Genomic DNA, 24,136 nt, shown 5'->3' with positions numbered 1-24,136 from the left:
TTGAAATCCCATGGGTGAGTTTGAGCTGATCCGTCATTACTTCGCCGCTGCGCCTTGCGCCCAAGGCGGCGAAGGCGTTGCGTTGGGGATCGGCGACGATTGCGCCTTGCTGGCCGTTCCTCCCGGGGAACAACTGGCAGTATCCACCGACACGCTCGTGGCCGGTGTACATTTTCCAGATCCATGCGACCCGTTCCTGCTCGGCCAGCGCTCGCTGGCCGTGGCGGTCAGTGACCTGGCAGCCATGGGCGCCACGCCTTTGGCCTTTACCCTTGCCTTGACCTTGCCGGCGGTGACTGCCGATTGGCTGCAAGCCTATGCCCGAGGGCTCAACCTCATGGCCCAGGCCTGTGGCGTGGCCCTGGTGGGCGGAGACACCACCCGCGGGCCGTTGAGCCTGACCATGACCGTGTTCGGGCGCGTACCGTCCGGCCAGGCCTTGACCCGAAGTGGCGCGCAGCCTGGTGATTGGCTGTGTGTCGGCGGCGAGTTGGGCAATGCCGCTGGCGCATTGCCGCTGGTGCTTGGCCAACGTGAAGCCGAGCCTGTCGTCGCCGAGCCGCTGCTGGCGCATTATTGGTCGCCACGACCGCAGATTGACCTGGGCTTGGCCCTGCGCGGCAAGGCCAGTGCGGCGATGGATATTTCCGATGGTCTGCTGGCCGATTGCGAGCATATTGCCCTGGCGTCTGGCGTGGCATTACAGGTTGAACGGGACCGATTGCCGTTGTCCAAAGCTTTAGTCACGTTTCTCGGCCAACCGGGAGCAGCACACGCCGCCCTGAGTGGCGGTGACGATTACGTGCTGCTCTTCACCTTGCCACCGGTCCGATTGTCGGTGTTGCAGGCCGCAGGCTGGCCAATCCATGTGATCGGCCGCGTCATGGCCGGGCAAGGGGTCAAGTTGCTCGATCAAGACGGGCGCGACATCACCCCGCAAATTCGGGGCTATCAACATTTTCGGGAGACACCGTGACAGATCATCCCAACCAGGTCCCGGCGGAGTTCGTTCCGCCCTCGGTCTGGCGCAATCCCTGGCATTTCCTGGCATTCGGCTTCGGTTCGGGTACATTGCCTAAAGCGCCGGGCACTTGGGGCTCGCTGGTTGCGCTACCCTTTATACCGTTGTGGCAGATGTTGCCGGACTGGGGCTATTGGCTGATGCTGGGCGTCACCATGCTGTTTGGCTTCTGGTTGTGCGGCAAGGTGGCGGATGACCTGCGGGTGCACGATCATGAAGGCATCGTCTGGGACGAAATGGTCGGCATGTGGATCACCCTGTGGCTGGTGCCGGAAGGCTGGTACTGGCTATTGGCGGGTTTTCTGGTGTTTCGCTTCTTCGACATTCTCAAGCCATGGCCGATTCGTTGGATAGACCGGCATGTGCATGGAGGCGTTGGCATCATGCTTGACGATGTACTGGCCGGGGTCTTTGCCTGGCTGGCAATGCAGGGGTTGGTGTGGTGTTTTACCTGAGGGAACCAGGAATGGGCGTAAGCCGCACACTGTTGCTTTTGCTGTGCTTGGGGAGCTGCCTCAGTGCCTGGGCGGCAGGGCCGACGGCGCTGCCCGGCAAGGTTCGTGCGGCCAGCGAGGAATGGGCCGATTACACCCAGGCCGATGGCCGGGGCATGGGCTGGGACATCTTGCGCGAGGTGTTCGAGCCTGCGGGCGTCAAGCTGGAGATTCGCAGCGTGCCCTACACCCGCTCGACCGGGTTGGTGCAGCGCGGCGAGGTCGATGTGCAGGTCGGCGCCTATCGTGATGAGTCCGAAGGTGTGCTTTACCCTAAGTGGCACTACGACGTCGACCACATCTATGCCCTTGGGCTGGCCTCCAAGCCGGCACCGACGCTGGCGACGGTCGGCAACTATCGGCTGGTATGGATGCGAGGGTACGAATACAACAACTATCTGCCCAACATCCGGCGTTTCAATGAAATCCACCGCTCGGTGGGTATTTTGTCGATGCTGGTCCATGATCGCGCCGATTTTTACATCGATGCGTTGATGGAAATCCAGGATGTGCTCGCCAAAGCCGATAATCCTCAGCAGTTCAAGCTCTCGCCGCTGATCAATTTGCCGCTGTACCTGGGCTTTGCCAACACCGAAAACGGACGGGCCTTGCGTGAGCTGTTTGACCAGCGCATGGAGGTGCTGGTGAGAACTGGCCAGCTCAAGCCGATTTTCGAACGCTGGAAGCAACCCTATCCTTTCGACGAGAATGGCAAGCCGCCGAAGCCGTAATCAAACTTTTCGATGGTTATGGCCGACAATTCAGCCTAAGCGTCTGTCGGGACGTGCTGTTACAATGCCCGCCTCTGCGAAACTCCAGTACTAGATCAGGAGCACACCGGTGCCTGTCGTTTTTGTTGCCGCTTCCAAGCTGCCAACGCCCTTTGCGCAATTCACCATGCATGGTTTTCTCGATGAAGCCACCGGCCGCGAGCACGTCGTGCTGAGCCTGGGTGATTTCGCCGACGGTAGCCCGGTACTCGGTCGCCTGCACTCCGAATGCCTGACGGGCGATGCCCTGTTCAGCCAGCGCTGCGATTGCGGTTCGCAACTCGAAGCCGCGTTGCAGGCCATTGCCCGTGAAGGCCGTGGCGTGCTGCTGTACCTGCGCCAGGAAGGTCGCGGCATTGGCCTGTTGAACAAGATCCGCGCCTATGAACTGCAAGACGGTGGCGCCGATACCGTGGAAGCCAACGAACGCCTCGGCTTTGCCGCCGATTTGCGTGACTACAGCATTTGCTTGCCGATGCTCGAGCACCTGGGCATCAAGTCCCTGCGGCTGATGACCAATAACCCACGCAAGGTCAAGGCGCTGACCGACATGGGCATCGTGGTCGCCGAGCGTGTGCCATTGCACACCGGCCATAATCCGCATAACAAACTCTATCTGGCGACCAAGGCCAGCAAGCTCGACCACATGATGGGCAACGAGCATCAGAACGAGGTCGACCGGGCGTGACGCGTGGCCAGGTTCGGCGGCGACTGGCCGTCAGTTGGTGGAAATACCTGGCCCTGGCCCTGGTGCCGCTGTTCGTGATCAACCTGGTGTTTGGCGAGGGCGAAGCGATTCTGCCGGTGCTGGCGATGCCGCTGTTTATTGCCGGCGTGGCGTCGATGTTTGTCAGCCTGCGATTCTTCGGGCCTTATAAACACGCCTTGGTTGCGACCCAGAAAGCCCTCGACACACCGGAAGAGCCCCAGGCCTGGATTACCCTGGCGGCCCGTCGTCGTGCAGCCTTCCTCGTTGCGGGGCTGCCGGCCTGGATCGGTGCTCTCGCGGTGTTCGTGGGCCTGGAAGCGGTGCCGCTGATGTTGCTGGCCTTGTCCTCCGCGGTACTGTTCTACCTGTATCGCATCCCGCGTCAGCTCGGCTGATGAGCCGCTGGCTGGCAGTCCTGCTGCTGGCCGCCAGTGCCTCGACGGTGGCGGCCAACCGCATCGTCAGCCTTGCGCCGTCACTCACTGAAATTGTCGTTGAACTGGACTCTGCCGACCTGTTGGTGGGCGTGCTGGACGCCGGTGATCGTCCGGCGGGGCTCGACGACCTGCCCTCGGTGGGCCGTTACGGGCAGCTGGACATGGAGCGCTTGCTCAGCCTCAAGCCCGACCTGTTGCTGCTTTGGCCCGGTAGCGTGGGGCCGGCCCAGCGTGAGCAGCTCAAGGGCTTGAACATTCCGGTCTACGTTGCCGAGCCCCGTGGCCTCGACTCACTTATCAGCCAAATAGAAGACATCGCCGCACAACTCGCTCGCCCGGAGCGGGGCGTGCAGCGAGCGGCACAGTTGCGCGTGCGTCTTGAGGCGCTGCGCCAGCGTTACCGGCGCGATACACCGTTGCCGGTGTTCTATCAGGTCTGGGACCGGCCGTTGTACACCGTCGGTGGCGGGCAGATCATCAGTGACGCGCTGGCGGTGTGCGGGGCGCGGAACGTCTTCGCCGACCTGAGCGTGCCGGCGCCGCAGGTGAGCGTGGAGTCGGTGTTGCAACGCAATCCGCAGATCATCCTGGCCACGGAGCAAGCCCAGCTCGACGCCTGGAAAACCTGGCCGCAGCTGGCAGCAGTGGCGCAGGGGCGGTTGCTGTTAGTGCGTGACAAGGGGCTGGAACGGCCCAGTGGGCAGATGATCGAGGCGACGGCCCGGTTGTGTGGGTTGATTGCGCCGGACAGGTAGAGCGCGGTGCCCTCATCGCGAGCGAACTCGCTCTCACAGTTGATCTACGGCGGATACAGCATCTGAATTCACCAAAAATCCCCTGTGGGAGCGAGCTTGCTCGCGATGAGGCCAGCCCAGGCGCGCAAGTCCCTGATCAGAGGGAGGGCGTCCAAGTCACCCCAAACAACCAGGTCCGACCTTCTTCACGATAGCCGTATTGCGCTCCGTCATGGCTATACAGCGCCCGGCTGTAACCCTTGTCCAGCAGGTTATCCACCTTCATTTCCAGCTTCACCTCCCGACTCATCACCCAACTGCTGCGCAGCCCGAGCAGGGCGTAGCCGCCCAGGGCGTTACGGTTGTTTTCGTCGTCGTAGCTGCCGCTCACCGCTTGCCACGTGGCGCCCAGGCCCAGGCGGTCGAATTGCCGGTCCAGGTCCAGGCTCAAGGTCCGCCGGGCGCGACGGGCCAGGGTGTGGCCGCTGTCGCGGTCACGCGGGTCGATGATGGCCAGGCCCAGGTTGCTCTGCCAGCCGAACAGTTCCTGCATCAGGGCCATCTCAAACCCGTTGATCCGCGCCGAAGCGACGTTCTGCGGGCGTGAGTTACTGCCAAAGATGATCGCGTCTTCCAGGTCCGTGCGGTACAGCGAGGCTTCCAGGCGAGCGTCATCGCTCAGTTGGCTGCGCCATTGCAGTTCGTAGCTTTTGGCCGTCTCGGGTGCAAGGTCCGGGTTGCTGAAGTCCGGGTAGTACAGGTCGTTGAAGGTCGGCGCGCGAAAGCTCTCGCTGTAAGTCAGCAGCAGGTTGTTGTCCGGGTTTACCGGCAGGGTGAGGGTGCCGCTCCAACTGTTCTGGCCACCGAATTGCTGGTTCTGGTCGCGGCGCAGGCCCAGTTCGGTGGAGAACGTTTCGGCCTGGAAGCGGTGCTGGATAAACGCTGCACGGTTCCAGCGACTGTCTTCGTCGAACGGCGTGCTGCTGTTGATTCGATCTTCATGCCAATCGCCGCCGACGATCAGGCTGTTGCGCTCGTCCAGCTTCACATCGTTCTGCCAGGTCAGTGAGTCGCGGTAGGTGTTGAACACTTCTCGGACTTCGCTGAGCTTGTCGAAGGTTTTCTCGCGGTTTTCGCTGTGCCCCAGTTCCAGGCGCGATTTCCAGGCGTCGTTGAGCCGACCGTCCACATAACTGCTGAAACTGCTCACGGCAAAATCGCTGTAGGGCTGCTGGGGCAGTGATTCGAACGTGTTCGGGTCGAAGCGGCCGAACGGGTTGTCGTATTCGCTTTTGCCGCGGTTATCCAGCAGGTTCAGACCGATTTCCAGGTCATCGTTGATGATGTGGCTCAGGCTCAGGCTCAAAGACTGGTTGCGGTTGGCGTCGTCGTCGCGATCGCTGGCGTAGGACTCATGGGTCCGATTGGTCCCGGCGCTGTCGTCCAGGCTGGCCCCTAGATTGAAGCGTGTCTGCTCATCGCCACCGGACAGGCCCAGGCTGCGCTCCCAGGTCTGGTGGCTGCCGAAGCCCAGGTGCAGGCGCGGTTGCAGGCCTGGTTGGTTACCGCGACGGGTGAAAATCTGGATCACCCCGCCTACCGCATCGGCACCGTAGATCACCGAACGCGAACCGCGTAGCACTTCCACCCGTTCGATCTGGTTGATGTTCAGGCGTTGCAGGTTGCTGTCGCCGGAGGTTGAGTTGCCGATGCGTTGGCCGTCCACCAGCACCAGGCTCTGGGCTGATTTGGTGCCGCGAATGTAAATTCCCGGCAAGCTGCCGCGCCCGCCCTGCGCCGCCACCTGCACCCCCGGCACGCGGCTGAGCAGGTCGGTGACGCTGGCTGGTTGCAGGCGCTCGATGTCGTCGCGGGTGAATACGGTGTTGGCGGCGCTGCTGTCATTGCGGGCCTCGACCTGGCGGTTGGCACTGATGACCACGTCCGGCAGTTGCAGGGCTTGGTCGCGTTCGAAGGTGTCGGCGAGCAGGTCGGGGGTGGGGAGCAGGGAAAGGGTGAGGGCGAGGCGCAGTTTCATGGGTGTTCCGTGACTACTTGGTCCGCACAAAACCAATGTGGGAGCGAGCCTGCTCGCGATAGCAGTGTGTCAGGCAATACAGATGCCGACTGGTCTACTGCTATCGCGAGCAGGCTCGCTCCCACAGGGGATATGTGTGGTCTGAAAATTACAGGCCCAGCAGTTGCAACCGCTGACGCACCGACGCTTCGATTCCAGCCTCATCCAACCCACACTCAGCCAGCATCTGTGCCGGCTTGGCATGTTCGACATAGCTGTCCGGCAAGCCCAGGTGCAGCACCGACTTGAGGATGTTCTCCCTGGCCAGGAATTCGCTGACCGCCGCGCCGGCGCCACCCATGATGGCGTTTTCCTCGAGGGTCACCAGCAGCTCGTGGCTGCCGGCCATCTCGCGCACCAGGGCTTCGTCCAAGGGTTTGACGAAACGCATGTCCACCACGGTGGCGTCCAGGGTTTGTGCGACTTTCAGGGCTTCGGCCAGTTGCACGCCAAACACCAGCAGCGCGGTTTGCTTGCCTTGGCGGCGGATCACGCCCTTGCCGATCTCGATCGGCTCCAGGTCGGCTTCGATCGTTGCGTTCGGGCCGGTGCCACGAGGGTAGCGCACTGCCGCCGGGCCATTGAACAGGTGACCGGTGGTGAGCATCTTGCGCAGCTCGTTTTCATCGCTCGGGGTCATCACCAGCATGCCGGGGATGCAACGCAGGAACGACAGGTCGAAGCTGCCAGCATGGGTCGGGCCGTCTTCGCCCACCAGGCCGGCGCGGTCGATGGCGAACAGCACATCGAGGTTCTGCACCGCGACGTCATGGATCAACTGGTCATAGGCGCGTTGCAGGAACGTCGAATAGATCGCCACCACCGGTTTTGCGCCTTCGCAGGCCATGCCGGCGGCGAGGGTCACGGCGTGCTGCTCGGCAATCGCCACGTCGAAATAGCGCTGTGGGTAGCGTTCGCTGAAGGCCACCAGGTCCGAACCTTCTTTCATCGCTGGGGTAATGCCCACCAAGCGTGGGTCAGCGGCAGCCATGTCGCACAGCCATTGACCGAACACGCCGGAATACTTCGGTCCGCCAGCCTTTTTCGGCGCGGCCGCCGGGGCGTCGAGGGGTTCGAGCTTGGTGATGGCGTGGTAGCCGATCGGGTCGACTTCCGCCGGGGCGAAGCCTTTGCCTTTCTTGGTGACCACGTGCAGGAACTGCGGGCCCTTGAGGTCGCGCATGTTGCGCAGGGTGGCGATCAACGTGGGCAGGTCATGGCCGTCGATGGGGCCGATGTAGTTCCAGCCCAACTCTTCGAACAGCGTGCCGGGTACCAGCATGCCCTTGGCGTATTCTTCGGTGCGGCGGGCGATTTCCCAGGCGCCGGGCAGGCGCGACAGTACTTTCTTGCTGCCTTCGCGCATGCTGGCGTAAGTGCGGCTGGAGAGGATCTTCGCCAGGTAGTTGGACAGGCCGCCGACGTTGCGCGAGATCGACATGTCGTTGTCGTTGAGGATCACCAGCATGTTGGCGTTGACTTCCGGCGCGTGGTTCAGCGCTTCGAAGGCCATGCCCGCCGTCAATGCGCCGTCGCCAATCACCGCAATGGCCTTGCGCTCGCTGTTTTGCAGGCGGGCGGCAATCGCCATGCCCAGGGCGGCGCTGATGGACGTGCTGGAGTGGCCGACGCCAAAGGTGTCGTACTCGCTCTCGGAACGGCGTGGGAAGGCGGCGATGCCGTCCTTCTGGCGCAAGGTACTCATGCGCTCACGACGACCGGTGAGGATCTTGTGCGGATAGGCCTGGTGCCCGACGTCCCACACCAAGCGGTCGTCCGGAGTATCGAACACGTAATGCAGCGCGATCGTCAGCTCGATGACGCCCAGGCCGGCACCGAAATGCCCACCGGTCTGGCCGACCGTGTAGAGCAGTTCCAGGCGCAACTCATCGGCCAGGGTTTCCAGCTCGGCTTCACCCAGGCGACGCAGGCCGTCCGGCGTGTTGGCGCGGTCCAGCAGGGGCGTGGTCGGGCGCTTGCGGGGAATCTCTTGAAACGTCGTGGGCATCAGGCGAATCGTTATAGGTATAGAAAGAGGCGGCAGTTTACCTTATGCATCGCAAGCTGCCCACGCGTTGGCCGGAACTTGGCCGATACGCAGTCTAAAGGGATTGACCCCATATCAACTGCGGCGTTCGACGATATATCGCGCCAAGTCGCGCAACGGTTCGGCCGCCGCGTCAAAGGGTCGCAGCGCGGCCAGGGCCTGGTCGCGCAACTCCAGGGCATAGGCCTTGGCAGCAGCGAGGCCGAGCAGGGCCGGGTAGGTCGGTTTATCCCGGGCGATGTCGGCACCTTGGCGTTTGCCCAGGGTCTGGGTATCGCTTTCGACGTCGAGGATGTCGTCCTGCACCTGGAATGCCAGGCCAATGGCCAGGGCATAGGTTTGCAAGGCTTGTAGCTGTGCGGGGGTCGCCCGGCCGCTGGCGAGGGCGCCGAGTTTGACGCTGGCCTCGATCAAGGCACCGGTCTTGTGTCGATGCATGTATTCCAGAGCGCTCTGGTCCAGCTTCAAACCCACCGAGCCGAGGTCGATGGCCTGGCCACCGACCATTCCGGCGGGGCCGGCCGCCAGTGCCAGGGCGCTGACCATCTCCAGGCGAATCTGTGCCGGGCAATCGCTCAGGGCCGGGTCCAGCAGGGCGCTGAAGGCCAGGCTCTGCAAACCGTCGCCGGCCAGGATCGCGCAGGCTTCGTCGAATTGCTTGTGGGTGGTTGGCTGGCCGCGACGCAGGTCATCGTCGTCCATGGCCGGCAAGTCGTCGTGAACCAGCGAATAAGCGTGAATCAGCTCCACCGCGCAGGCCGCGCCATTGGCCTGTTCGGCCTGGCCGCCCAGGGCTTCGCACGCGGCATAGGCCATCAATGGACGCACGCGCTTGCCGCCGTTCATCACGCTGTAGCGCATGGCTTCGTACAGGCGCGCCAGTTCCGGGCTTGGAGCGCTGAACAAACTATCCAGTGCAGCATTGACCCGAGCCTGGCTGCTGGCCTGATAAGCGCCGATCATTCAGGCTGGTCCGCGTCGAAAGGCTCTTCGGTCAGCTCACCGTCGCGCTCGAGCAGCAACTGCACCTTCTGCTCGGCCTGGGCCAGGGCCGCCTGGCAGTCGCGAGTCAAGCCGATCCCTTGCTCGAAGGCGGTCAGCGAGTCTTCCAGCGACAATTCGCCGTTCTCCAGGCGCTCGACCAGCGTTTGCAGGTCGGCCAGAGATTGTTCGAAATCCAGTGCAGCTTTTTTGCGGGCCATGGCGGCTATTCCGGTTGACTGTTAAACCGGCGCGACACTAGCAGACATGGGGTTTTGGGGCAAATCAGGGTGGGGCAAACCGAAGCGCGACGGTGGGCTTGGACCTGCCCGCTTTTGTAGCGAGGGAGCGGGGGCAATTGGGATCGTTTTTCATATTCGGCTCATTTTGTGAGCCGAATAAATCTTCTATTTGGCTCACGCAACCCTCAGTACGTGATTTCCCACACAGAATCGCGCGTTCCCCGATTGTGAATAATCTGCCGAATCGCTAATCTTCGCGCCATCTATGGCCCCTAACGACGGGGCTTTCAGGCGAAACCCGAATAATGACAAGCAGCGCTGAGGATTGGCGCCGGGTTGCGTCATGCATGGCAGGAGGCATACGTGCGTTTTCTTTCGTTGTTGATCGTGCTGATGGGCGCGCCGCTGGCGTGGGCACAGCCTTCGGCTGAGATGTCGGGGCCGGTGGGCGGCTGGCGCTACAGCGGCTTGCTCGATCGCACTGAAAACCCGCAGGTCGCCTATCCCACGCCGCCCATCGACCGGGGCGTGCAGCGCAATCGCACGATGATCGAGGGTCGGCTCAAGGCCATGGGCACGGCCCGTCAGCCCCACAGCCTGGCGGTCAACGGCAATCCACTGAATCTCTATACCGACGACGAGGGGCGTTTCGCCCGGCCGTATGCGTTCGGCGCCGGCTCCAACAGTGTCGAGGTGCGCAGCTCCGAAGGCCAGTCCCTCAAGCGCGTGCAATTCTATGAAGCCAACAACCTGCGCACTCCGGCGCAGATCCGCGTGGTGCTCGGCTGGGACGATCCGAAGGCCGAACTCGATCTGCATATCGTCACACCCGACGGCCAACATGCGTTCTTCGGCCAGCCGGCGTTGACCAACGGCGGTGGCCTCGACCCCGATGGCGTCGATGGCCCTGGCCCGGAAATGTTCACCATGACTGCGCCAATGCACGGCACCTACCTGGTCTACGTGAACTATTGGGGCAACTACGGCAGTGGTGGCTACAACTTTGATGAGGCCAGTAACGAGAACGAGGTGATCACCTCGCAGATCAACCTGGTGCTCAACGAAAACACCGTCAATGAAAAACGCGAGACCTTTGTCGTGCCCCTGCGCGCCATTGGCGATCTGTTGCTGGTCAAGACTTTCAACTACTAAGTATCCGCTCCACGGATGAACAGGCCCTTGTGAATATGAGCGACAACACTGCTTCCCCGACCACGCCGACACCTGTCGCCAAACCTGTACGCCGTTGGCCGGCGCTGCTGATCGGGCTGTGCCTGGTGGTCGGTGTCGCCGCCGGGCTGGGCTGGTTCATGACCAAGCCCAAGGCGCCGCCCATGGAGCTGGCGTTGGAAAAACTTGGCCTGAGCCGCCCCGACGGCTTGCTCGAGACCCATTCCCTGAGCCAGTTGCCCAAGGATCTGTTGGCGGTGCCGTTCCTCAAGGCCACGCTCACCGAGGATTTCGTCTTCTATTACGAGGCCCACGCCGACCGCCTCGGGCTGATCGGTAGCCTGCGCCGGATCATCTACGAGCATGACCTCAAGCTGCAGGACAGCCTGATCGAGGAACTCTTCGACCAGCCCGCCGATGTGGCGCTGTGGCGCGGTGCCGACGGCCGCCTCAAGGATTTCCTGTTGGTGATGGATCGCGGCGGGCTGGCCAAGGTGCTGGAACCGTTGGCCAAGGTCGCCTTGGACGATACGCAGTTGAGCAAGCTCAGCGACCTGAAAGTCACTGGCGATGACGTCGCGCTTTACCAACTCAGCTACAACGCCAGCAAGTCCCTGCTCTTCGCCTCCCATGGCGACAAGCTGGTCGTGTTGTCCAACCCGAGCAAACTCTATGACCCGGCCAGCGGCGCAACGGTTGAGCCGGGCAGCGTTTCGACCACCGCCCTGGCCGCCTTGCTCAACGGCGACAAACTGTTCCCCGAGGCTTTCGGCCTGCCGGCCAAGGCGCCGCAGGTCAAGCAGCGCATCTCGGTCAACGCCAGCGTGCTCGCCATGGGCTACCAGCGCTTCATCCCGAACTTCGCTGGCTTGCGTTTCGACATGGACGACAAGGGCTGGCACAGTTTCCTGGCCATGGACGAACTGGAAAACCAGCCGGACTTCGACTTCAAGCCGATCTGGCAGGCCATGCCCATGGGCGCCAGCGCCTGCGTGGCCTTGCCCCTGGCCGCTGAACAACAGAAGCCACTGCTGGTAAAACTCGGCGCCGAGGAAAAGGCCGCCCAGGCCATGGTCGAGCATATGGCTGGCTCTGCGGGCCTGTGCTGGTACGCCGATTCGCGGCTGTACACGCCGCTGCTGGTGGCGAGCCTGAACGAAGACGACGGCAAGCTCGACGCCGACATGGGCAAGCTGTTCGGCTCGATGGTGGGTGCCTATGAAAACAACGTCGCCGAACATGCCTTCCCGGTGGTGGAGAAGCAAGAAGGCTCGACGCACCAGTGGCAGCGTCAGGTCAGCTCCAATTTCGGCCCCTACCTGGCCAAGGACGCAGAGCAGCCCGATGCGATTACCGGCAAGGCGTTCATGCGCGTCAGCCTGGCACGGCATGGTTCGACCCTGCTGTTTTCCCTCGACGACAAACTGGTGGACAAGGCCCTCGGCACCCTCGACAAACGCTTCCCGCCCATGGCCGATGTGGTGCCCAAGGATTTGCTGATGCCGATCTACTTCGGCCCGGACGCCATGGCGCAACTGATGCAGCGCGAGACCCTCGACAGCCTGCCCCAGGACATGGAACCGGTGTTCTATAACGCCGCGCAGACCTACCTGATTCCGAAACTGCGCACCCTCGGCGGCTACGGCAAGTACGCCCTGACGTTGCCAGCGGGCAGCGAGCCGGACGGTCACTGGCAGTGGCTGCCGCTGGAATGGAAAGCGCTGTGACAGGACTGATCCGCAGCCCCGGCTTGGCGTTGATCCTGGCGTTGCTGCTGGGCGGGCCTGCGTTTGCCGTCGACTCGCCGTCGTTGGATGTGCAGCAATCCCAGGTCTTTCGCGCCTGGTTCGTGCGCATCGCCCAGGAACAACTGAGCAGAGGCCCGAGTCCGCGCTGGTATCAGCAGGACTGTGCCGGGCTGGTGCGCTTTGCCGCCAATGAAGCGCTCAAGGTCCACGATGACAAATGGTTGCGCAGCAATGGCCTGTCCAATCGCTACCTGCCACCGGAATTGCCGCTCAGCGATGCGCAACGGCGCCTCGCCCAACAATGGCAGCAGGGCGGCGGCAAGGTCGGGCCCTACGTCAACGCCATCAAGCTGATTCAGTTCAACAGTCATCTGGTGGGCCGCGATGTGGCCCAGGCACGTCCCGGTGACCTGATGTTCTTCGATCAGGGCGACGACCAGCACCTGATGATCTGGATGGGCCGCTACATCGCCTATCACACCGGCACCACAACCCCTACTGACAACGGCATGCGCTCCGCAAGCCTGCAACAACTCATGAACTGGAAGGACACCCGATGGATACCCGACGCAGCCAACCCCAACTTCATCGGCGTCTATCGACTCAACTTTCTCTCCCAATGACCGGTGCCCGCATGCTGCGCTTGTGTTCAAAATTGCCCCTGCTGTTTGCCTTGTTGCTGGCACCCCTCGTGAACGCTGAAGACACCGTGGAGCCCAGCGGCTACACGCCGGTGTCCGGGGAAAGCTTCTTCCTGCTGGCCGACAGCAGCTTTGCCAGCGACGAGCAGGCCATGGTCCGCCTCGAAGCACCGGGTCGCGACTACCGTCGGTTCCGCATGGAGCCCTACGGCGGCGCCGATATCCGTGTCTATCGCATCGACAAGCCGCTGGACTTCCTCAAGCGCCAGAAGAACCTGCACCGCGTAGTCAGCGACGGCCAGTTCAAGGGCGAAGGCCTGTCGAACACCCTGGCGTACCTGTGGGACAACTGGTACCGCAAGTCCCGTCGGGTCATGCAGCGGGCATTCTCCTACGAGTCCCGCCAGCAAGTGACCGAAGAAGTGCCAGAGCTGAAGATCGGAGACGCCCTGGTCGCGCCGACCCCGTACGACGCACCGGCACAATTCGCCTTGATCCCGGGCTTGCCGGTGGTCAGCCAGTTCCGTTATCCGCTGTGGGAAGCCAAGCCGATCCAGCCGCCTGCGGGCGTCAACCTGGCCGGCTCGTCCAGTGAGTTCGTCAGCGTCGCGCCGGGCAACGTCTATGTGCCGCTGGGCCAGTTGAAACCGGGCCTGTACCTGGTGGAAGCGCTGATCGGCAAATACCGCGCAACCACCATGGTCTTCGTTTCCAACACCGTGGCGGTGAGCAAGATTGCCGGTGACGAGCTGCTGGTCTGGGCCGCACGCAAGCATGAAGGGCGTTCGGTGCCCAAGGTCAACGTGCTGTGGACCGATGGCCTGGGCGTGATGAGCAGCGGTGCCACCGATGAAGACGGTCTGCTGCGCCTCAAGCACGTCAGCCCGGAGCGTTCGTTCGTCATCGGCGAAGACGAGGAGGGCGGGGTATTCGTCTCGGAAAACTTCTACTACGACAGCGAAATCTACGACACCAAGCTCTATGCCTTCACCGACCGGCCGCTGTACCGGCCGGGGGATTGGGTCTCGCTGAAAATCGTCGGTCGCGAGTTCAAGAACGCCCGTGACTCGGTGCAACCGAGCGCCGCCGACGTCAATGTCAGCGTGCTGGATGCCACTGGCACCGCGCTGCAAACCCTGGCCCTGAAACTCGATTCCAAGGCCGGCACCCAAGGCCGTTTCCAACTGCCGGAAAACGCCGTGGCCGGCGGCTATGAGCTGCGCTTCAGCTACAAGGACCAGCTCTACAGCAGCGCCTTCCGCGTGGCCGAATACATCAAGCCGCACTTCGAAATCGCGCTCAACCTGGCCAAGCAGGATTACCGCACCGGCGAGCCGGTCAAGGGTAATCTCGTGCTGCTGTACCCGGACGGCAAGCCAGTGGCCAACGCCAAGGTCAGCCTGAGCCTGCGCGCCCAGCAATTGTCGATGGTGGATAACGAGCTGCAATACCTGGGGCAATTCCCGGTGGAGCTGACCAGCAGCGAAGTGACCACCGATGCCAAGGGCAACGCCACCCTCGACCTGCCGGCCGCCGACAAGCCGAGCCGCTACACGCTGACGGTGTTTGCCAGCGATGGCGCGGCGTATCGGGTCAAGACCACCAAGGAAATCCTCATCGACCGTGGTGCGGCGAATTTCCGCCTGAACGCCCCTCAGCGTTTCAGCGCCGTCGGCCAGAAGGTTTCGTTCAGCTACGCCAACGAAGGCGGCAACGACCAGGCCAAGGCCGTCACCCCTGGCAGTTATGGCTGGGTACGGCTGGAAGACCAGAGCACCGGCGAGGGCAAGCTTGCGGCCAAGGACAAGGGTTTCAGCCTGACCTTCGACCGCCCCGGCACCTACAACCTGACGCTCAAGGATGACCACGGCCGAGTCATCGGTGCCGCCGGCCATGCCGTGACCGGCGAAGGCATCAAGGCCGTACCGGGCACCGTCGAGATCGTCCTCGATAAAACCGAATACAAGACCGGTGACGAAGCCCTGGCGCTGATCACTTTCCCGGAACCGGTCAGCGATGCGCTGCTGTCGCTTGAGCGCGACAAGGTCGAGGCCACGGCGCTGCTGTCCAAGGGCGGTGATTGGCTGAAGATGGAAAAACTCAGCGACACCCAATACCGCGCGCGCATTGCCGTGAAGGATGCCTTCGCACCGAACATGACCTTCTCGGTGCTGTACACCAAGGGTGGCCAGTACAGCTTCCAGAACGCCGGCATCAAGGTGGTTGCGCCGCAGATCGACGTTGCCGTCGTTACCGATAAAGCCACCTACCGGCCGGGCGACACGGTGACCGTGGACCTGAGCACCCAGTTCGCGGGCAAGGCGATCCCCGCGCACCTGACCGTCAGCGTCGTCGACGAAATGGTCTACGCCCTGCAACCGGAAGTGGCGCCGACCATCGACCAGTTCTTCTACCACCCGCGCCGCAATAACGTGCGCACCAGCGCCAGCCTGTCGTTCATCAGCTACGACGTGGCACTGCCGGGCAGCCCCGGCGCGCCAGGCAAGGCCAATCGCAGCGAACGTGGGGTCAAGGTGCTGGAGCGGCCACGTCGCGAAGACGTCGATACCGCCGCGTGGCAACCGGAGCTGGTCACCGACGCCAGCGGCAAGGCGCGCTTCACCTTCAAGATGCCTGACTCCCTGACTCGCTGGCGCATCACCGCCCGGGCCATCTCCGACGACGGCCAGGTGGGGCAGAAGAAGCAATTCATCGGTTCGGAAAAACCGCTGTACCTGAAGTGGAGCGGCCCGACCCGCTTCCGTACCGGCGACAAACCGCAGATGGGCCTGTTCGCCTTCAGCCAGGCCGAAAAGCCGCTGACGACTGAGCTGTTGATTCGTTACGCCGGCACGGAACAACGGGTCGTGGCCGAGCTGAAAAACGGTATCAACTACGTGCCGCTGCCGACCATGGACCTGAGCAACGGTGACTTGAACGTCCAGTTGCAAGTGAACGGCGAAACCCAGGACACCCTGGCCGTGCACCTGAACGCCAGCGGTAACGGTTGGCAAGTGACCCAGAGCCAGCGCCTCGATGTGGCCAGCGGCGATACGCCGCTGAGCCTGCCGGCCGACGCCAGCGACATCCGCCTGCGCCTGGATGACAGCCCGCAAGCGCTGTTCCGTTCGGCCCTGGATGACCTGTTGAGCTACCCCTACGGCGGCGTCGAACAGACCGCCAGCCGTCTGCTGCCGTTGAGCATCGCCTACCCGACCCTGGCGTCGAACCCACAGATCCGCGACCGCTTGCGACTGATCATGCAAAACAGCCGCTTGCGCCTGGTGCAGATGGCCGGGCCGTCGGCGAGCTTCACCTGGTGGGGCCAGGACGGCGAGCCGGATGCGTTCCTCACTGCCTACGCTTATTACGCCGACTGGCACGCCAGCAAGGCCCTGGACCTGAGCCTGCCGCCGGAACACTGGCAGCGGGTGCTGGAGGTCTACGCCAAGCAGGCCGGGAATACACCGCTGCTGCAACGAGCGTTGATCCTGTCGTTCGCCAAGCAGATGCAACTGCCGGTGAACACCTTGCTCAGCGGCCTGATGGACGACCTGGCCAAGGCCAGCGAAGACACCGCCGAGAGCGTGCTGGACAGCGGCGAAGACAGCCTGGTGATGAACGCTCCGGACTCAGCCCTTGGCTTGGCCAGCGCTCGTGTGCTGACCGCGTCCCTCGCCAAACAGGCGAAGGTGCCGCTGCCGGCGGCCTTCAGTCGTCAAGCGGACGCCGCACAACAGCAACTCGAACTGAGCTCGCAGCCGTTCGTCGAGGCTCTGGTGTTGTCGTTGCAAAACTTCGACCAAGCTCGCGCCACGGCCTTGCTGGAGCGCGTGCTGCCGCAACAGTCCACCCTGGAACGGGCCCTGGCCTTGACCTGGCTGCAACGCAGCATCGAACAGGCGGCGCCGGCCGTGGCCCTGGCGCCAGGCGAAGGCTGGAAAGCCAAGCAAGGCGCCAGCGGTGAAACCTACTGGCAGTGGCAGGGCGCGCAGTTGCCGACCCAGCTGACCCTCACCGGTGCCCAGGAGCGTCCATTGCAAGCGGCGCTGAGCTTCCAGAGCCAGCAACCGCCTGTGGCGCCGATGGCGGTGTCCATCACCCGTCGCCTGTCGCGCCTGGTGCCGGGCGACGAGGCGTTCACCTTCAAGCTCGAAGCCGTGGGCAACAAGCCGTTGTCCAGCGACAGCCTCTACCTGGATGAAGTGATCATCAACAGCAAGGCGCCGACGCCGCTGCGCTACGGCATGCTCGAAGTGCCGCTGCCACCGGGCGCCGATGTGGAACGCACCACCTGGGGCATCCAGCTGCAGGGCAAAGCCGACAGCGAACCGACTTCCCTGGAAAAAGCCCGCTTCGAGCCAGGCCAGATGGCCTATGCGGTGCCGGTGGATGCCCTCAGTGGCGAGCTGCGCCTGCGGCATTTGGTGCGCTTCTCCCAGAAGGGCCAGTTCAGCTTGCCGCCGGTGCGCTTCACTCAGGTCTACGCGCCGCAACATCAGGCGCGGGAACAGAAACCGGCGCTCGGTCAGGTGACGGTCAACTGACATGCGCAGGCCGTGGGTTGGCTGGCTGTTGTGCTTGATCCCTGCGCTGGCAACAGCGCAGGACGAGCCGTTGCGCCTGGCTTTCGATGGTCAGTTATTGCGAGTGAGCCAGACCCAGGTGCTGGATCGCCAGCCACTGCCTGATGCCTTGCAGGCGCCGCTGGGCAGCCTGTGGAAACTGTTCGTATACGCCTGGCTGGTGGACACCGATGCCCACGAGCCGGTTTACGAGTGTCGCGGCGAATCGAAGGAAGAGGTCTATTGCTGCAACGCCGGGCAGAGCATCGCTCGTGATCAGGCGTTGGTGAAGTCCTGCGGTTTGTATTTCGAGCCGCAGCGGCTCGGGCTTTCGGCCTCGAACTGGCGCGATTACTGGCAGGCCCGTCAGGCGCCGGCGTGGCTGTTGGATTTGCCTTCGTTGCAACCGCAGACGCAGGTGCCGGTCGCGGAACTGCTCAAGGCCCTGGCCACGCTGCCAGCCCAGGATCAGGCCCGTCGGGTGTTGCTGGACGTGGTGCTCAACGCGGCGGATGGGCGTCTGGTGGGCGAGTTGGGCAGTCGTCTGCGGGTCAAGACCTGGAGTTGGCTGGGGGATCAAGGCCCCTCGTCACGCCAGGGCGGTTTTGCCGGTTGGCTGGCCGACGGTACGCCGGTATGGGCCGGTGGGCGCGGCACCAGCCAGCAGGTCTTGAAGGTCTACGGCGACGGCTTGGCTGCAGCCTTACCATCGCGCTGGCCGGCGGAAACCGGGCGTTGCGTGGAAGTGGGGCTGTTTGCCCGTTATCCCTGGCAGCGGGTGATGGCCGGCGATCGCCCGGCGACGCCGGGCCAGCTGCGCGGCGATTATCGCGTCGAGTTCAGCAACGGTAACCAGCTGGATATCCACAGCGACGGCGAGCTGTTCCTGATGCCCGGCAAGCTGGTGGCGCGGTTGGACCGGGAAGAGTACGTCGCCCGGGTTTTGCAGCGCGAAGCCAAGGCTGAGCCGGTCGAAGCCGCCAAGGCCTTGGCCGTGGCGGCCCGCACCTACCTGCTGCAAAACGCCCAACGCAACGGCGACTGCCTGAGCATCGACGACAGCAGCCATCGTCAGCGCGTCGCCCCGCGCCCGGCTGCGCCGCAAACCCGTGCCATTGCCGCCTGGACCAGCGACCTGGTCCTGGCCGGCACCGATGTCACCTACCACTCCGATCAGCCCGGCCCGGACAAACTGTCCTGGGCTCAAGCCGTGGAGCAGGCCAACGCCGGCCAACGCTACGACGCCATCCTGTTGCATGCCTACCCGCGCGCCAGCCTCAGCCGCTGGGACAATCCGGTGGCGTCCTGCGAAGCATTGCCGGCCGCCCAGGACTGGCTGCTGAAACAGCGGCGCGGCTGGCGTGAGCGGCTGGAAAACGAAGTGGGCTACAACGAAATCAGCGCTTTCGCCGTCTGCCGCGTCGCCTTCGGCCGGCCTTACGTCGACCGCGAACGCCAGCGCATCTATGTACGCGGCGTGCTGTCGCTGCAAGACCGCCTCGACCTGACTCATGAATATCTGCACCTGGCCTTCGAAGCTCATCCCAACGGCCAGGACGAAAACTATATCGAAGGGCTCGCCCGTCACCTCTTGCTGGAATAGACCATGACACTCCGTTATCCACAGGTCTTGCTGTTGCTCTGCGCCCTGACCGCGTTGCCACCGGCCATGGCCGCCGATCCCATCAAGCTCGACACCCCGGTCGGCGGCTGGCGCAGCGGTGCGCCGGGCGGCGAAGGCGAAAACTACAGCCAGACCGTCAACTACCCGGCCTCGTCGGTCAATACGCCGCCAGGCCAGGCCGACACCGCCCGCATCAGCGGCCAGATCAAAAGCGCGCCCAAGGACGGCAACGCGCCGGGCCAACTCATCGTCAACGGTGTGAGCCTGCCGCTGAAACTCGATGAAGAGGGCCGCTTCGACCGGCCGTTTTCGTTCCCCAACGGCAGCAACAGCGTCGAAGTGCGCAGCGCCGACGGCCAGCAGCGCCACCGCACGCAATTTCTCAACACCAGCGGCGGCGCCACCCCGGCCAAGCTACGGGTCCTGCTGACCTGGGACAGCGATGGCACCGACCTGGACTTGCACCTCGTCACCCCGGACGGCGCCCACATCTGGTACGGCGACCGCGTCGCCGCCAACGGCGCAGCGCTCGACGTCGACGTCACCACCGGCTACGGCCCGGAAATCTTCTCCATGCCCGCGCCGATCAAAGGCCAGTACCTGGTGTACGTGAACTACTACGGCGGCGGTTATCGCAGTGAAGAAGACAGCGAAGAAGAGGGCGAATCCGTATCGCAGGCGCAACAAGCCCTGACCACCGCACAAGTCACCGTGATCACCGAAGAAGGCACGCCGAGCGAGAAAATGGAAACCTTCGTGGTGCCGATGCGGGCGGTGGGGGAGCTGACGTTGGTCAAAAGCTTCAGCTATCCGTAATCCGCTGGATGTCTTTTACTGATGAGTGCTGCAGCCTATGGAGATCTCCTGTGGGAGCGAGCCTGCTCGCGATGGCGTCGGTAAATCCAGCATCTCTGCAAGCTGGTGTACCGCTATCGCGAGCAAGCTCGCTCCCACAGGTTTCGTCGGCGTTTGTGACAAAGAAAAATCTCACGCGTGAGCTATTGTGGGGTTTAGAAAGTACCTGTAGTGTTTCTCACGCGTGAGTTTTTCACAGTGGGGTCAGTACCATGCAAACCAGCTCTCCATCGGATCCGCCAGGCGGGCCTGATGACGATTCAATGAGCAGCAAGGGAGAGCGCTCCAAACCCGCCGCGAAAAAACCATCGAGCTTCTACATGAAGCAGATGCGCGCCGGCCTGAGTGCCGCCGGGTATGTGAAACATGAAACTTGGGTGCTTCCCGAAAACCGAAGCCTGCTCAAGCAGATGGAGAAACAGCTACGCCAACCGATTCTGGCTGGCTCATTCATGTCGGAGAATTACATGAGCGCAGGTAATAACTGGAACATCGATCGCCTCTACAGCGCCCTCCAGGCCCTGGATGAAGTGGTCGCGAACGACATCACCCTTTCCCTCGTCCAAGGCTCCGAGTCCAGCATCAAGCTGGAGATGAACGACTTCGGTGGCTTGCCGATTTACATCGCGGTCGTGGGCGACCAGATCATCGTCGACACCGTTCTGGTGGACGTCGAGTCGATCAGCGACGTCGCGGCGTTCAATGATGCCGTGCTGCGCAGCCGGGAAATGTTCCCGCTGTCGTCCATCGGCATCGAGACCATGCCCAACGGGCAGGTGGTCTACAACATGTTCGGCGCGTTGAGTTCCGACTCCAGCCTGACCAACGTCGTGACCGAGGTCAAAACCCTCGTCGACAACGTCCAGCGCGCCAGCGAAGCCTTCGAACGCTTCTTCATCTAATTCGCCGTATAGGAACCATCCAATGACTCAGTCCATCTGGAGCAAGTTGTTCACCGCACTGCGTGGCGGTGCCAACGAAGTCGGCGAATCGATCGTCGACCAGCAGGCCCTGCGCATCCTCGACCAGGAAATTCGCGACGCCGACAGCGCGCTGGCCAACGCCAAGCGTGAGCTGGTGACCATCATGGCCAAGCATAAACTGGCGACTGATCGCGTCGGCGAATACAACGCCAAGATCAAGGACCTGGAAGCCAAGGCCCTGGCCGCTATCCAAGCCAATCGCGAAGACCTGGCACTGGAAGTGGCCGAAGCCATTTCGACCCTGACCAACGAACTGGATGCCGAGCAAAAGCACGCGACGGAATTCGGCGGTTATGCGGACAACATGCGCAAAGACATCACCAAGGCCGAAAGCCGCATCAAGAGCCTGCGTCAGCAAGTGGACATGGCCAAGGCCCGCGAAAGCGTGCAGAAGGCCCAGGTCAGTGCTTCGATCGCCAGCGGCGGCGCCAATGGCAAGCTGGAAACCGCTGTCGGTACGCTCAACCGCCTGCAAGCCAAGCAGCAGCAACGCGCCGCTGAACTGCAAGCCCAGGACGAACTGGCCGAGGCTTCGACCGGCTCCGACCTGGAACGCAAGCTGCGCGACGCCGGCATCACGCCGAACGAAGGCAGCGCCAATGCGATCCTGGAACGCCTGAAGAAAAAATCGGCTGAGTGATCGGTACGCGCTGATCAATTAAGGCAAGCCAGGCACAGACCTTGTGGCAAGGGGATGAATCCCCTCGCCACAGGTTTTGTGTTTGGCTTCAAGTTTTGTGTCTTAGTCCTGTTTTCCCGAAAAATCCCGGATTTATTGTCACCCAAGCACTTCTATCCAAGCCCCGCAGCAGGTTTAATGCTGCCCGGTAACCGCACTCGATCATTCAGGCATCAGCGCGATTACCTCGCCAGGAACCAAGCCCCACGGAGTCAGGGACGAAATGTCGATTTTCCTTTTGTTGCGCTCGTACGCTTCGTCCTTCTTCCATCGGTTCGGCTGGGCGGGCCTGGCCATTGCGTTGGGCGTGCACCTGGCCACGGCCTGGATCGGCCTGGTACTGCTAGGCGAGCAACACCTCATCGCCGCCGCCACGTTTACCTATTTCTATCTCACCACCACGCTCACCGTCGGCTATGGCGATCTCGCGCCACAGACCGCAGCGGGCCGAATTTTTGTGGCTACCTGGGTCATGCTCGGGGGCATTGCGCTGCTGACGGCAGCCATCGGCAAAACCACCAGCAGCGTCATCGATGTATGGAGAAAAGGCATGAAGGGCAAAGGCGATTTCACCGGCAAGGTCGGCCACACGGTTCTCATCGGCTGGGAGGGTGCGTCCAGCGAGCGGGTCATCGAATTGCTGCTGCAGGACGAAACCTCCAATGACAACCTGATCGTCATCTGCGATTGCGATCTTGAAGAAAACCCCATGCCCGGCAAGACCACGTTCATCAAGGGTGAGAGCCTGTCCTCCGTCGCGCTGTTGCAGCGTGCCGGCGTGCCTGGCGCCGAACGCGTGCTGGTGCGAACCCATTCCGACGACCTGACCCTGGCCACCGTGCTGGCGGTCAATCAATTGGGCCCGGTCGGGCATGTGGTCGCCCACTTCAATGACAGCGAAATCGCCGCCCTCGCCAGCGCCTACGCCCCCAGCCTGGAATGCACCTCCAGCATGGCCATCGAAATGTTGGTGCGTGCCTCCCAGGACCCGGGTTCGTCAGTGGTCATCAATGAACTGCTCTGCGTGGGTCAAGGCGCCACTCAATACCTGATGAAGCTGCCCGAGACCTTTGAAGCCTCGTTCGGCGATCTCTACGCGCGGATGAAAGAACAGCACAACGCTACACTCATTGGCTATCGCGCCAAGGGCGCCCGACAACCGTCGATCAACCCGCCCGGCGCCACGCGTGTCCTGGGCGGAGAACTCTTCTACATCGCCTCCGCGCGTCTGAAGGAAATTTCCCATGGGGTGGTTTAAACAGTTGATGGGGCTCGAGGCCCCGAAAACGACAGCCAGCAATAGCGTGCCCACCACCGGGCCGTTGGGCCTGGCATCCGGCAAAGGGGTCATGTTCGACTCCACGCTCAAGCTGTTACTCGACGGCAACAGCGCCGTGGTCATCCCCGGTTCCCAACAGATCTGGAGCATGGGCGTCGTCGACCTCGGGCAGTCGAGCTGGTTGTCGCGCTATTACATGAACGACGAAGACTACTGGCTGCAAGTGCACACCAGCGGCGACGTCGCCGGGCAGGTCGAATCGGTGATCCTGTTCAACTACCTCAGCTACGTCACCCTCAACAGTGAAGCGGAGTTGCGCCGTTTGGCCGGCCCCGAAAGCCTGATCGGCCTGCCGACCTACACCCACGACGGCGTCGAGTACACCCGCGAATGGGGCACCGAGGCGGGCCAGACCGAACTGGTGGCGTTGAGCGAGCGCGTGAGCAATCCGCAAGAGTCCTACAGCGTCGAGCACCATTCGATGCTGTACGCCCGCGACACCGGCCTGACGGATCGCCGGGAGTTCCTGCTGTTCTCCGTCGAAGAAGACGCCGAAGGCACCGTCAGCTTGAGCACTTCGCTGGGTATTTCGCTGTACACCACTGACCTGAACACTCTTTAACTAAGGAAGAAATCCATGCTTGAAGCGCTCTCCATTTCCCTGAACAAAGCCGCCGTGTTCGGCTTCGTCCTGTACATCCTCGGCGCCGCTGTGCTGTTCGCGCTGTTCCAGTTCATCTACATCCATGTCACGCCGCACAAAGAGTTCGAACTGATCCGCTCGGGCAACGTGGCGGCGGCCATCGCCCTGAGCGGCGCCCTCATCGGTTTTGCCATCCCGGCCAGCAACGTGATTGCCTACTCGATCAACATGCTGGATTTCGTCGTCTGGGCGGTGATCGCCGCTGTCGTCCAGTTGTTGGCGTTTCTGGTGACCAGCCTGGTGCTCAAGGGCGCTTCGGCGCGTATCAAGAACGGTGAAATCGCCGCCGGTATCTATATCGCCGCCGTGGCCATCAGCGTCGGCATGTTGAACGCCGCGTGCATGACGCCAGCCCAGAACTGATTGCGCCACGGAGA

The 24,136-nt window shown here is 62.7% G+C and carries 21 protein-coding genes; 17 read left to right on the top strand and 4 right to left on the bottom strand.

Going from position 1 to position 24,136, the window contains the following annotated elements; genetic code table 11:
- Nucleotides 1-10: 10 nt before the first annotated feature.
- The 6 genes from thiL to J9870_RS25940 all read left to right on the top strand — a co-directional run bounded on the left by thiL (nt 11) and on the right by J9870_RS25940 (nt 4,186).
- On the top strand, nt 11-976 hold the full coding sequence (thiL, locus tag J9870_RS25965; protein WP_210641315.1) for a thiamine-phosphate kinase: 966 nt from the start codon (nt 11-13) through the stop codon (nt 974-976).
- On the top strand, nt 973-1,476 hold the full coding sequence (locus J9870_RS25960) for a phosphatidylglycerophosphatase A (protein WP_210641313.1): 504 nt from the start codon (nt 973-975) through the stop codon (nt 1,474-1,476). Before thiL ends, J9870_RS25960 begins: the two co-directional genes overlap by 4 nt.
- An 11-nt stretch (nt 1,477-1,487) precedes the next feature.
- A complete protein-coding gene (locus J9870_RS25955; RefSeq protein WP_210641311.1) occupies nt 1,488-2,246 on the top strand; it encodes a transporter substrate-binding domain-containing protein in 759 nt (252 codons plus the stop codon).
- Between the two features lie 109 nt (nt 2,247-2,355).
- Nucleotides 2,356-2,973, top strand: a complete 618-nt coding sequence (gene ribA, locus J9870_RS25950) for a GTP cyclohydrolase II (RefSeq protein ID WP_210641309.1) — start codon at nt 2,356-2,358, stop codon at nt 2,971-2,973.
- Nucleotides 2,970-3,389: an MFS transporter gene (locus J9870_RS25945; protein WP_210641307.1), complete on the top strand. Its 420-nt coding sequence runs from the start codon at nt 2,970-2,972 to the stop codon at nt 3,387-3,389. The genes ribA and J9870_RS25945 overlap by 4 nt, the downstream gene beginning before the upstream one ends.
- Nucleotides 3,386-4,186, top strand: coding sequence for a cobalamin-binding protein (locus tag J9870_RS25940; RefSeq protein ID WP_210645433.1), 801 nt, complete (start codon nt 3,386-3,388; stop codon nt 4,184-4,186). The genes J9870_RS25945 and J9870_RS25940 overlap by 4 nt, the downstream gene beginning before the upstream one ends.
- A gap of 136 nt (nt 4,187-4,322) precedes the next feature.
- Here J9870_RS25940 and J9870_RS25935 read toward each other — a convergent pair whose 3' ends face one another.
- The 4 genes from J9870_RS25935 to J9870_RS25920 all read right to left on the bottom strand — a co-directional run bounded on the left by J9870_RS25935 (nt 4,323) and on the right by J9870_RS25920 (nt 9,491).
- On the bottom strand, nt 4,323-6,203 hold the full coding sequence (locus J9870_RS25935; protein ID WP_210641305.1) for a TonB-dependent receptor: 1,881 nt from the start codon (nt 6,201-6,203) through the stop codon (nt 4,323-4,325).
- A gap of 148 nt (nt 6,204-6,351) precedes the next feature.
- Nucleotides 6,352-8,250, bottom strand: coding sequence for a 1-deoxy-D-xylulose-5-phosphate synthase (dxs, locus tag J9870_RS25930; RefSeq protein ID WP_210641303.1), 1,899 nt, complete (start codon nt 8,248-8,250; stop codon nt 6,352-6,354).
- 114 nt (nt 8,251-8,364) lie between these two features.
- Nucleotides 8,365-9,252, bottom strand: a complete 888-nt coding sequence (locus tag J9870_RS25925; RefSeq protein ID WP_210641301.1) for a farnesyl diphosphate synthase — start codon at nt 9,250-9,252, stop codon at nt 8,365-8,367.
- Nucleotides 9,249-9,491, bottom strand: coding sequence for an exodeoxyribonuclease VII small subunit (locus J9870_RS25920; RefSeq protein ID WP_047229733.1), 243 nt, complete (start codon nt 9,489-9,491; stop codon nt 9,249-9,251). Before J9870_RS25920 ends, J9870_RS25925 begins: the two co-directional genes overlap by 4 nt.
- A gap of 414 nt (nt 9,492-9,905) precedes the next feature.
- On the opposite strand from J9870_RS25920, the gene J9870_RS25915 reads away from it, so the two are divergent.
- The 11 genes from J9870_RS25915 (at nt 9,906) to J9870_RS25865 (ending at nt 24,122) form a co-directional block, all read left to right on the top strand.
- Entirely contained in the window at nt 9,906-10,664 is a 759-nt protein-coding gene (locus tag J9870_RS25915; protein ID WP_210645431.1) for a DUF2135 domain-containing protein, read from the top strand.
- Between the two features lie 35 nt (nt 10,665-10,699).
- Complete coding sequence (locus J9870_RS25910) at nt 10,700-12,409, top strand: DUF2138 domain-containing protein (RefSeq protein WP_210641299.1); 1,710 nt, start codon at nt 10,700-10,702, stop codon at nt 12,407-12,409.
- Nucleotides 12,406-13,053, top strand: coding sequence for a DUF1175 family protein (locus J9870_RS25905; RefSeq protein ID WP_210641297.1), 648 nt, complete (start codon nt 12,406-12,408; stop codon nt 13,051-13,053). The genes J9870_RS25910 and J9870_RS25905 overlap by 4 nt, the downstream gene beginning before the upstream one ends.
- Nucleotides 13,050-17,618 carry an alpha-2-macroglobulin gene (locus J9870_RS25900; protein WP_210645429.1) on the top strand — a complete coding sequence of 1,523 codons (4,569 nt, stop codon included), beginning with the start codon at nt 13,050-13,052 and terminating at the stop codon, nt 17,616-17,618. Before J9870_RS25905 ends, J9870_RS25900 begins: the two co-directional genes overlap by 4 nt.
- A 1-nt stretch (nt 17,619) precedes the next feature.
- Nucleotides 17,620-19,239, top strand: a complete 1,620-nt coding sequence (locus J9870_RS25895) for a DUF2300 domain-containing protein (RefSeq protein WP_210641295.1) — start codon at nt 17,620-17,622, stop codon at nt 19,237-19,239.
- A 3-nt stretch (nt 19,240-19,242) separates the two neighbouring features.
- Nucleotides 19,243-20,076: a DUF2135 domain-containing protein gene (locus J9870_RS25890; RefSeq protein WP_210641294.1), complete on the top strand. Its 834-nt coding sequence runs from the start codon at nt 19,243-19,245 to the stop codon at nt 20,074-20,076.
- Nucleotides 20,077-20,435: 359 nt separating this feature from the next.
- The gene (locus J9870_RS25885) at nt 20,436-21,017 is read left to right on the top strand and encodes a YjfI family protein (RefSeq protein ID WP_092258175.1); all 582 of its coding nucleotides are present in this window, start codon (nt 20,436-20,438) and stop codon (nt 21,015-21,017) included.
- A gap of 22 nt (nt 21,018-21,039) precedes the next feature.
- Entirely contained in the window at nt 21,040-21,738 is a 699-nt protein-coding gene (locus J9870_RS25880) for a PspA/IM30 family protein (RefSeq protein ID WP_003185899.1), read from the top strand.
- 262 nt (nt 21,739-22,000) lie between these two features.
- Nucleotides 22,001-23,035: an ion channel gene (locus J9870_RS25875; protein WP_210641292.1), complete on the top strand. Its 1,035-nt coding sequence runs from the start codon at nt 22,001-22,003 to the stop codon at nt 23,033-23,035.
- Nucleotides 23,022-23,678 carry a DUF2491 family protein gene (locus J9870_RS25870; protein WP_210641290.1) on the top strand — a complete coding sequence of 219 codons (657 nt, stop codon included), beginning with the start codon at nt 23,022-23,024 and terminating at the stop codon, nt 23,676-23,678. Before J9870_RS25875 ends, J9870_RS25870 begins: the two co-directional genes overlap by 14 nt.
- 15 nt (nt 23,679-23,693) lie before the next feature.
- Entirely contained in the window at nt 23,694-24,122 is a 429-nt protein-coding gene (locus J9870_RS25865; RefSeq protein ID WP_210641288.1) for a DUF350 domain-containing protein, read from the top strand.
- Nucleotides 24,123-24,136: the final 14 nt, after the last annotated feature.

The organism is Pseudomonas sp. Tri1, assembly GCF_017968885.1.
Classification (GTDB): domain Bacteria; phylum Pseudomonadota; class Gammaproteobacteria; order Pseudomonadales; family Pseudomonadaceae; genus Aquipseudomonas.
Note: the sequence above shows the minus strand (reverse complement) of the source record. Positions and strands in the feature narration are given on the sequence as shown.

Bases quoted from the DNA above. Each gene is read 5' to 3' on its own strand.
- thiL (WP_210641315.1), top strand. From the start codon at position 11: ATGGGTGAGTTTGAGCTGATCCGTCATTACTTCGCCGCTGCGCCTTGC.
- J9870_RS25955 (WP_210641311.1), top strand. From the start codon at position 1,488: ATGGGCGTAAGCCGCACACTGTTGCTTTTGCTGTGCTTGGGGAGCTGC.
- J9870_RS25935 (WP_210641305.1), bottom strand. From the start codon at position 6,203: ATGAAACTGCGCCTCGCCCTCACCCTTTCCCTGCTCCCCACCCCCGAC.
- dxs (WP_210641303.1), bottom strand. From the start codon at position 8,250: ATGCCCACGACGTTTCAAGAGATTCCCCGCAAGCGCCCGACCACGCCC.
- J9870_RS25925 (WP_210641301.1), bottom strand. From the start codon at position 9,252: ATGATCGGCGCTTATCAGGCCAGCAGCCAGGCTCGGGTCAATGCTGCA.
- J9870_RS25920 (WP_047229733.1), bottom strand. From the start codon at position 9,491: ATGGCCCGCAAAAAAGCTGCACTGGATTTCGAACAATCTCTGGCCGAC.
- J9870_RS25915 (WP_210645431.1), top strand. From the start codon at position 9,906: ATGGGCGCGCCGCTGGCGTGGGCACAGCCTTCGGCTGAGATGTCGGGG.
- J9870_RS25910 (WP_210641299.1), top strand. From the start codon at position 10,700: ATGAGCGACAACACTGCTTCCCCGACCACGCCGACACCTGTCGCCAAA.
- J9870_RS25900 (WP_210645429.1), top strand. From the start codon at position 13,050: ATGACCGGTGCCCGCATGCTGCGCTTGTGTTCAAAATTGCCCCTGCTG.
- J9870_RS25895 (WP_210641295.1), top strand. From the start codon at position 17,620: ATGCGCAGGCCGTGGGTTGGCTGGCTGTTGTGCTTGATCCCTGCGCTG.
- J9870_RS25890 (WP_210641294.1), top strand. From the start codon at position 19,243: ATGACACTCCGTTATCCACAGGTCTTGCTGTTGCTCTGCGCCCTGACC.
- J9870_RS25885 (WP_092258175.1), top strand. From the start codon at position 20,436: ATGAAGCAGATGCGCGCCGGCCTGAGTGCCGCCGGGTATGTGAAACAT.
- J9870_RS25880 (WP_003185899.1), top strand. From the start codon at position 21,040: ATGACTCAGTCCATCTGGAGCAAGTTGTTCACCGCACTGCGTGGCGGT.
- J9870_RS25875 (WP_210641292.1), top strand. From the start codon at position 22,001: ATGTCGATTTTCCTTTTGTTGCGCTCGTACGCTTCGTCCTTCTTCCAT.
- J9870_RS25870 (WP_210641290.1), top strand. From the start codon at position 23,022: ATGGGGTGGTTTAAACAGTTGATGGGGCTCGAGGCCCCGAAAACGACA.
- J9870_RS25865 (WP_210641288.1), top strand. From the start codon at position 23,694: ATGCTTGAAGCGCTCTCCATTTCCCTGAACAAAGCCGCCGTGTTCGGC.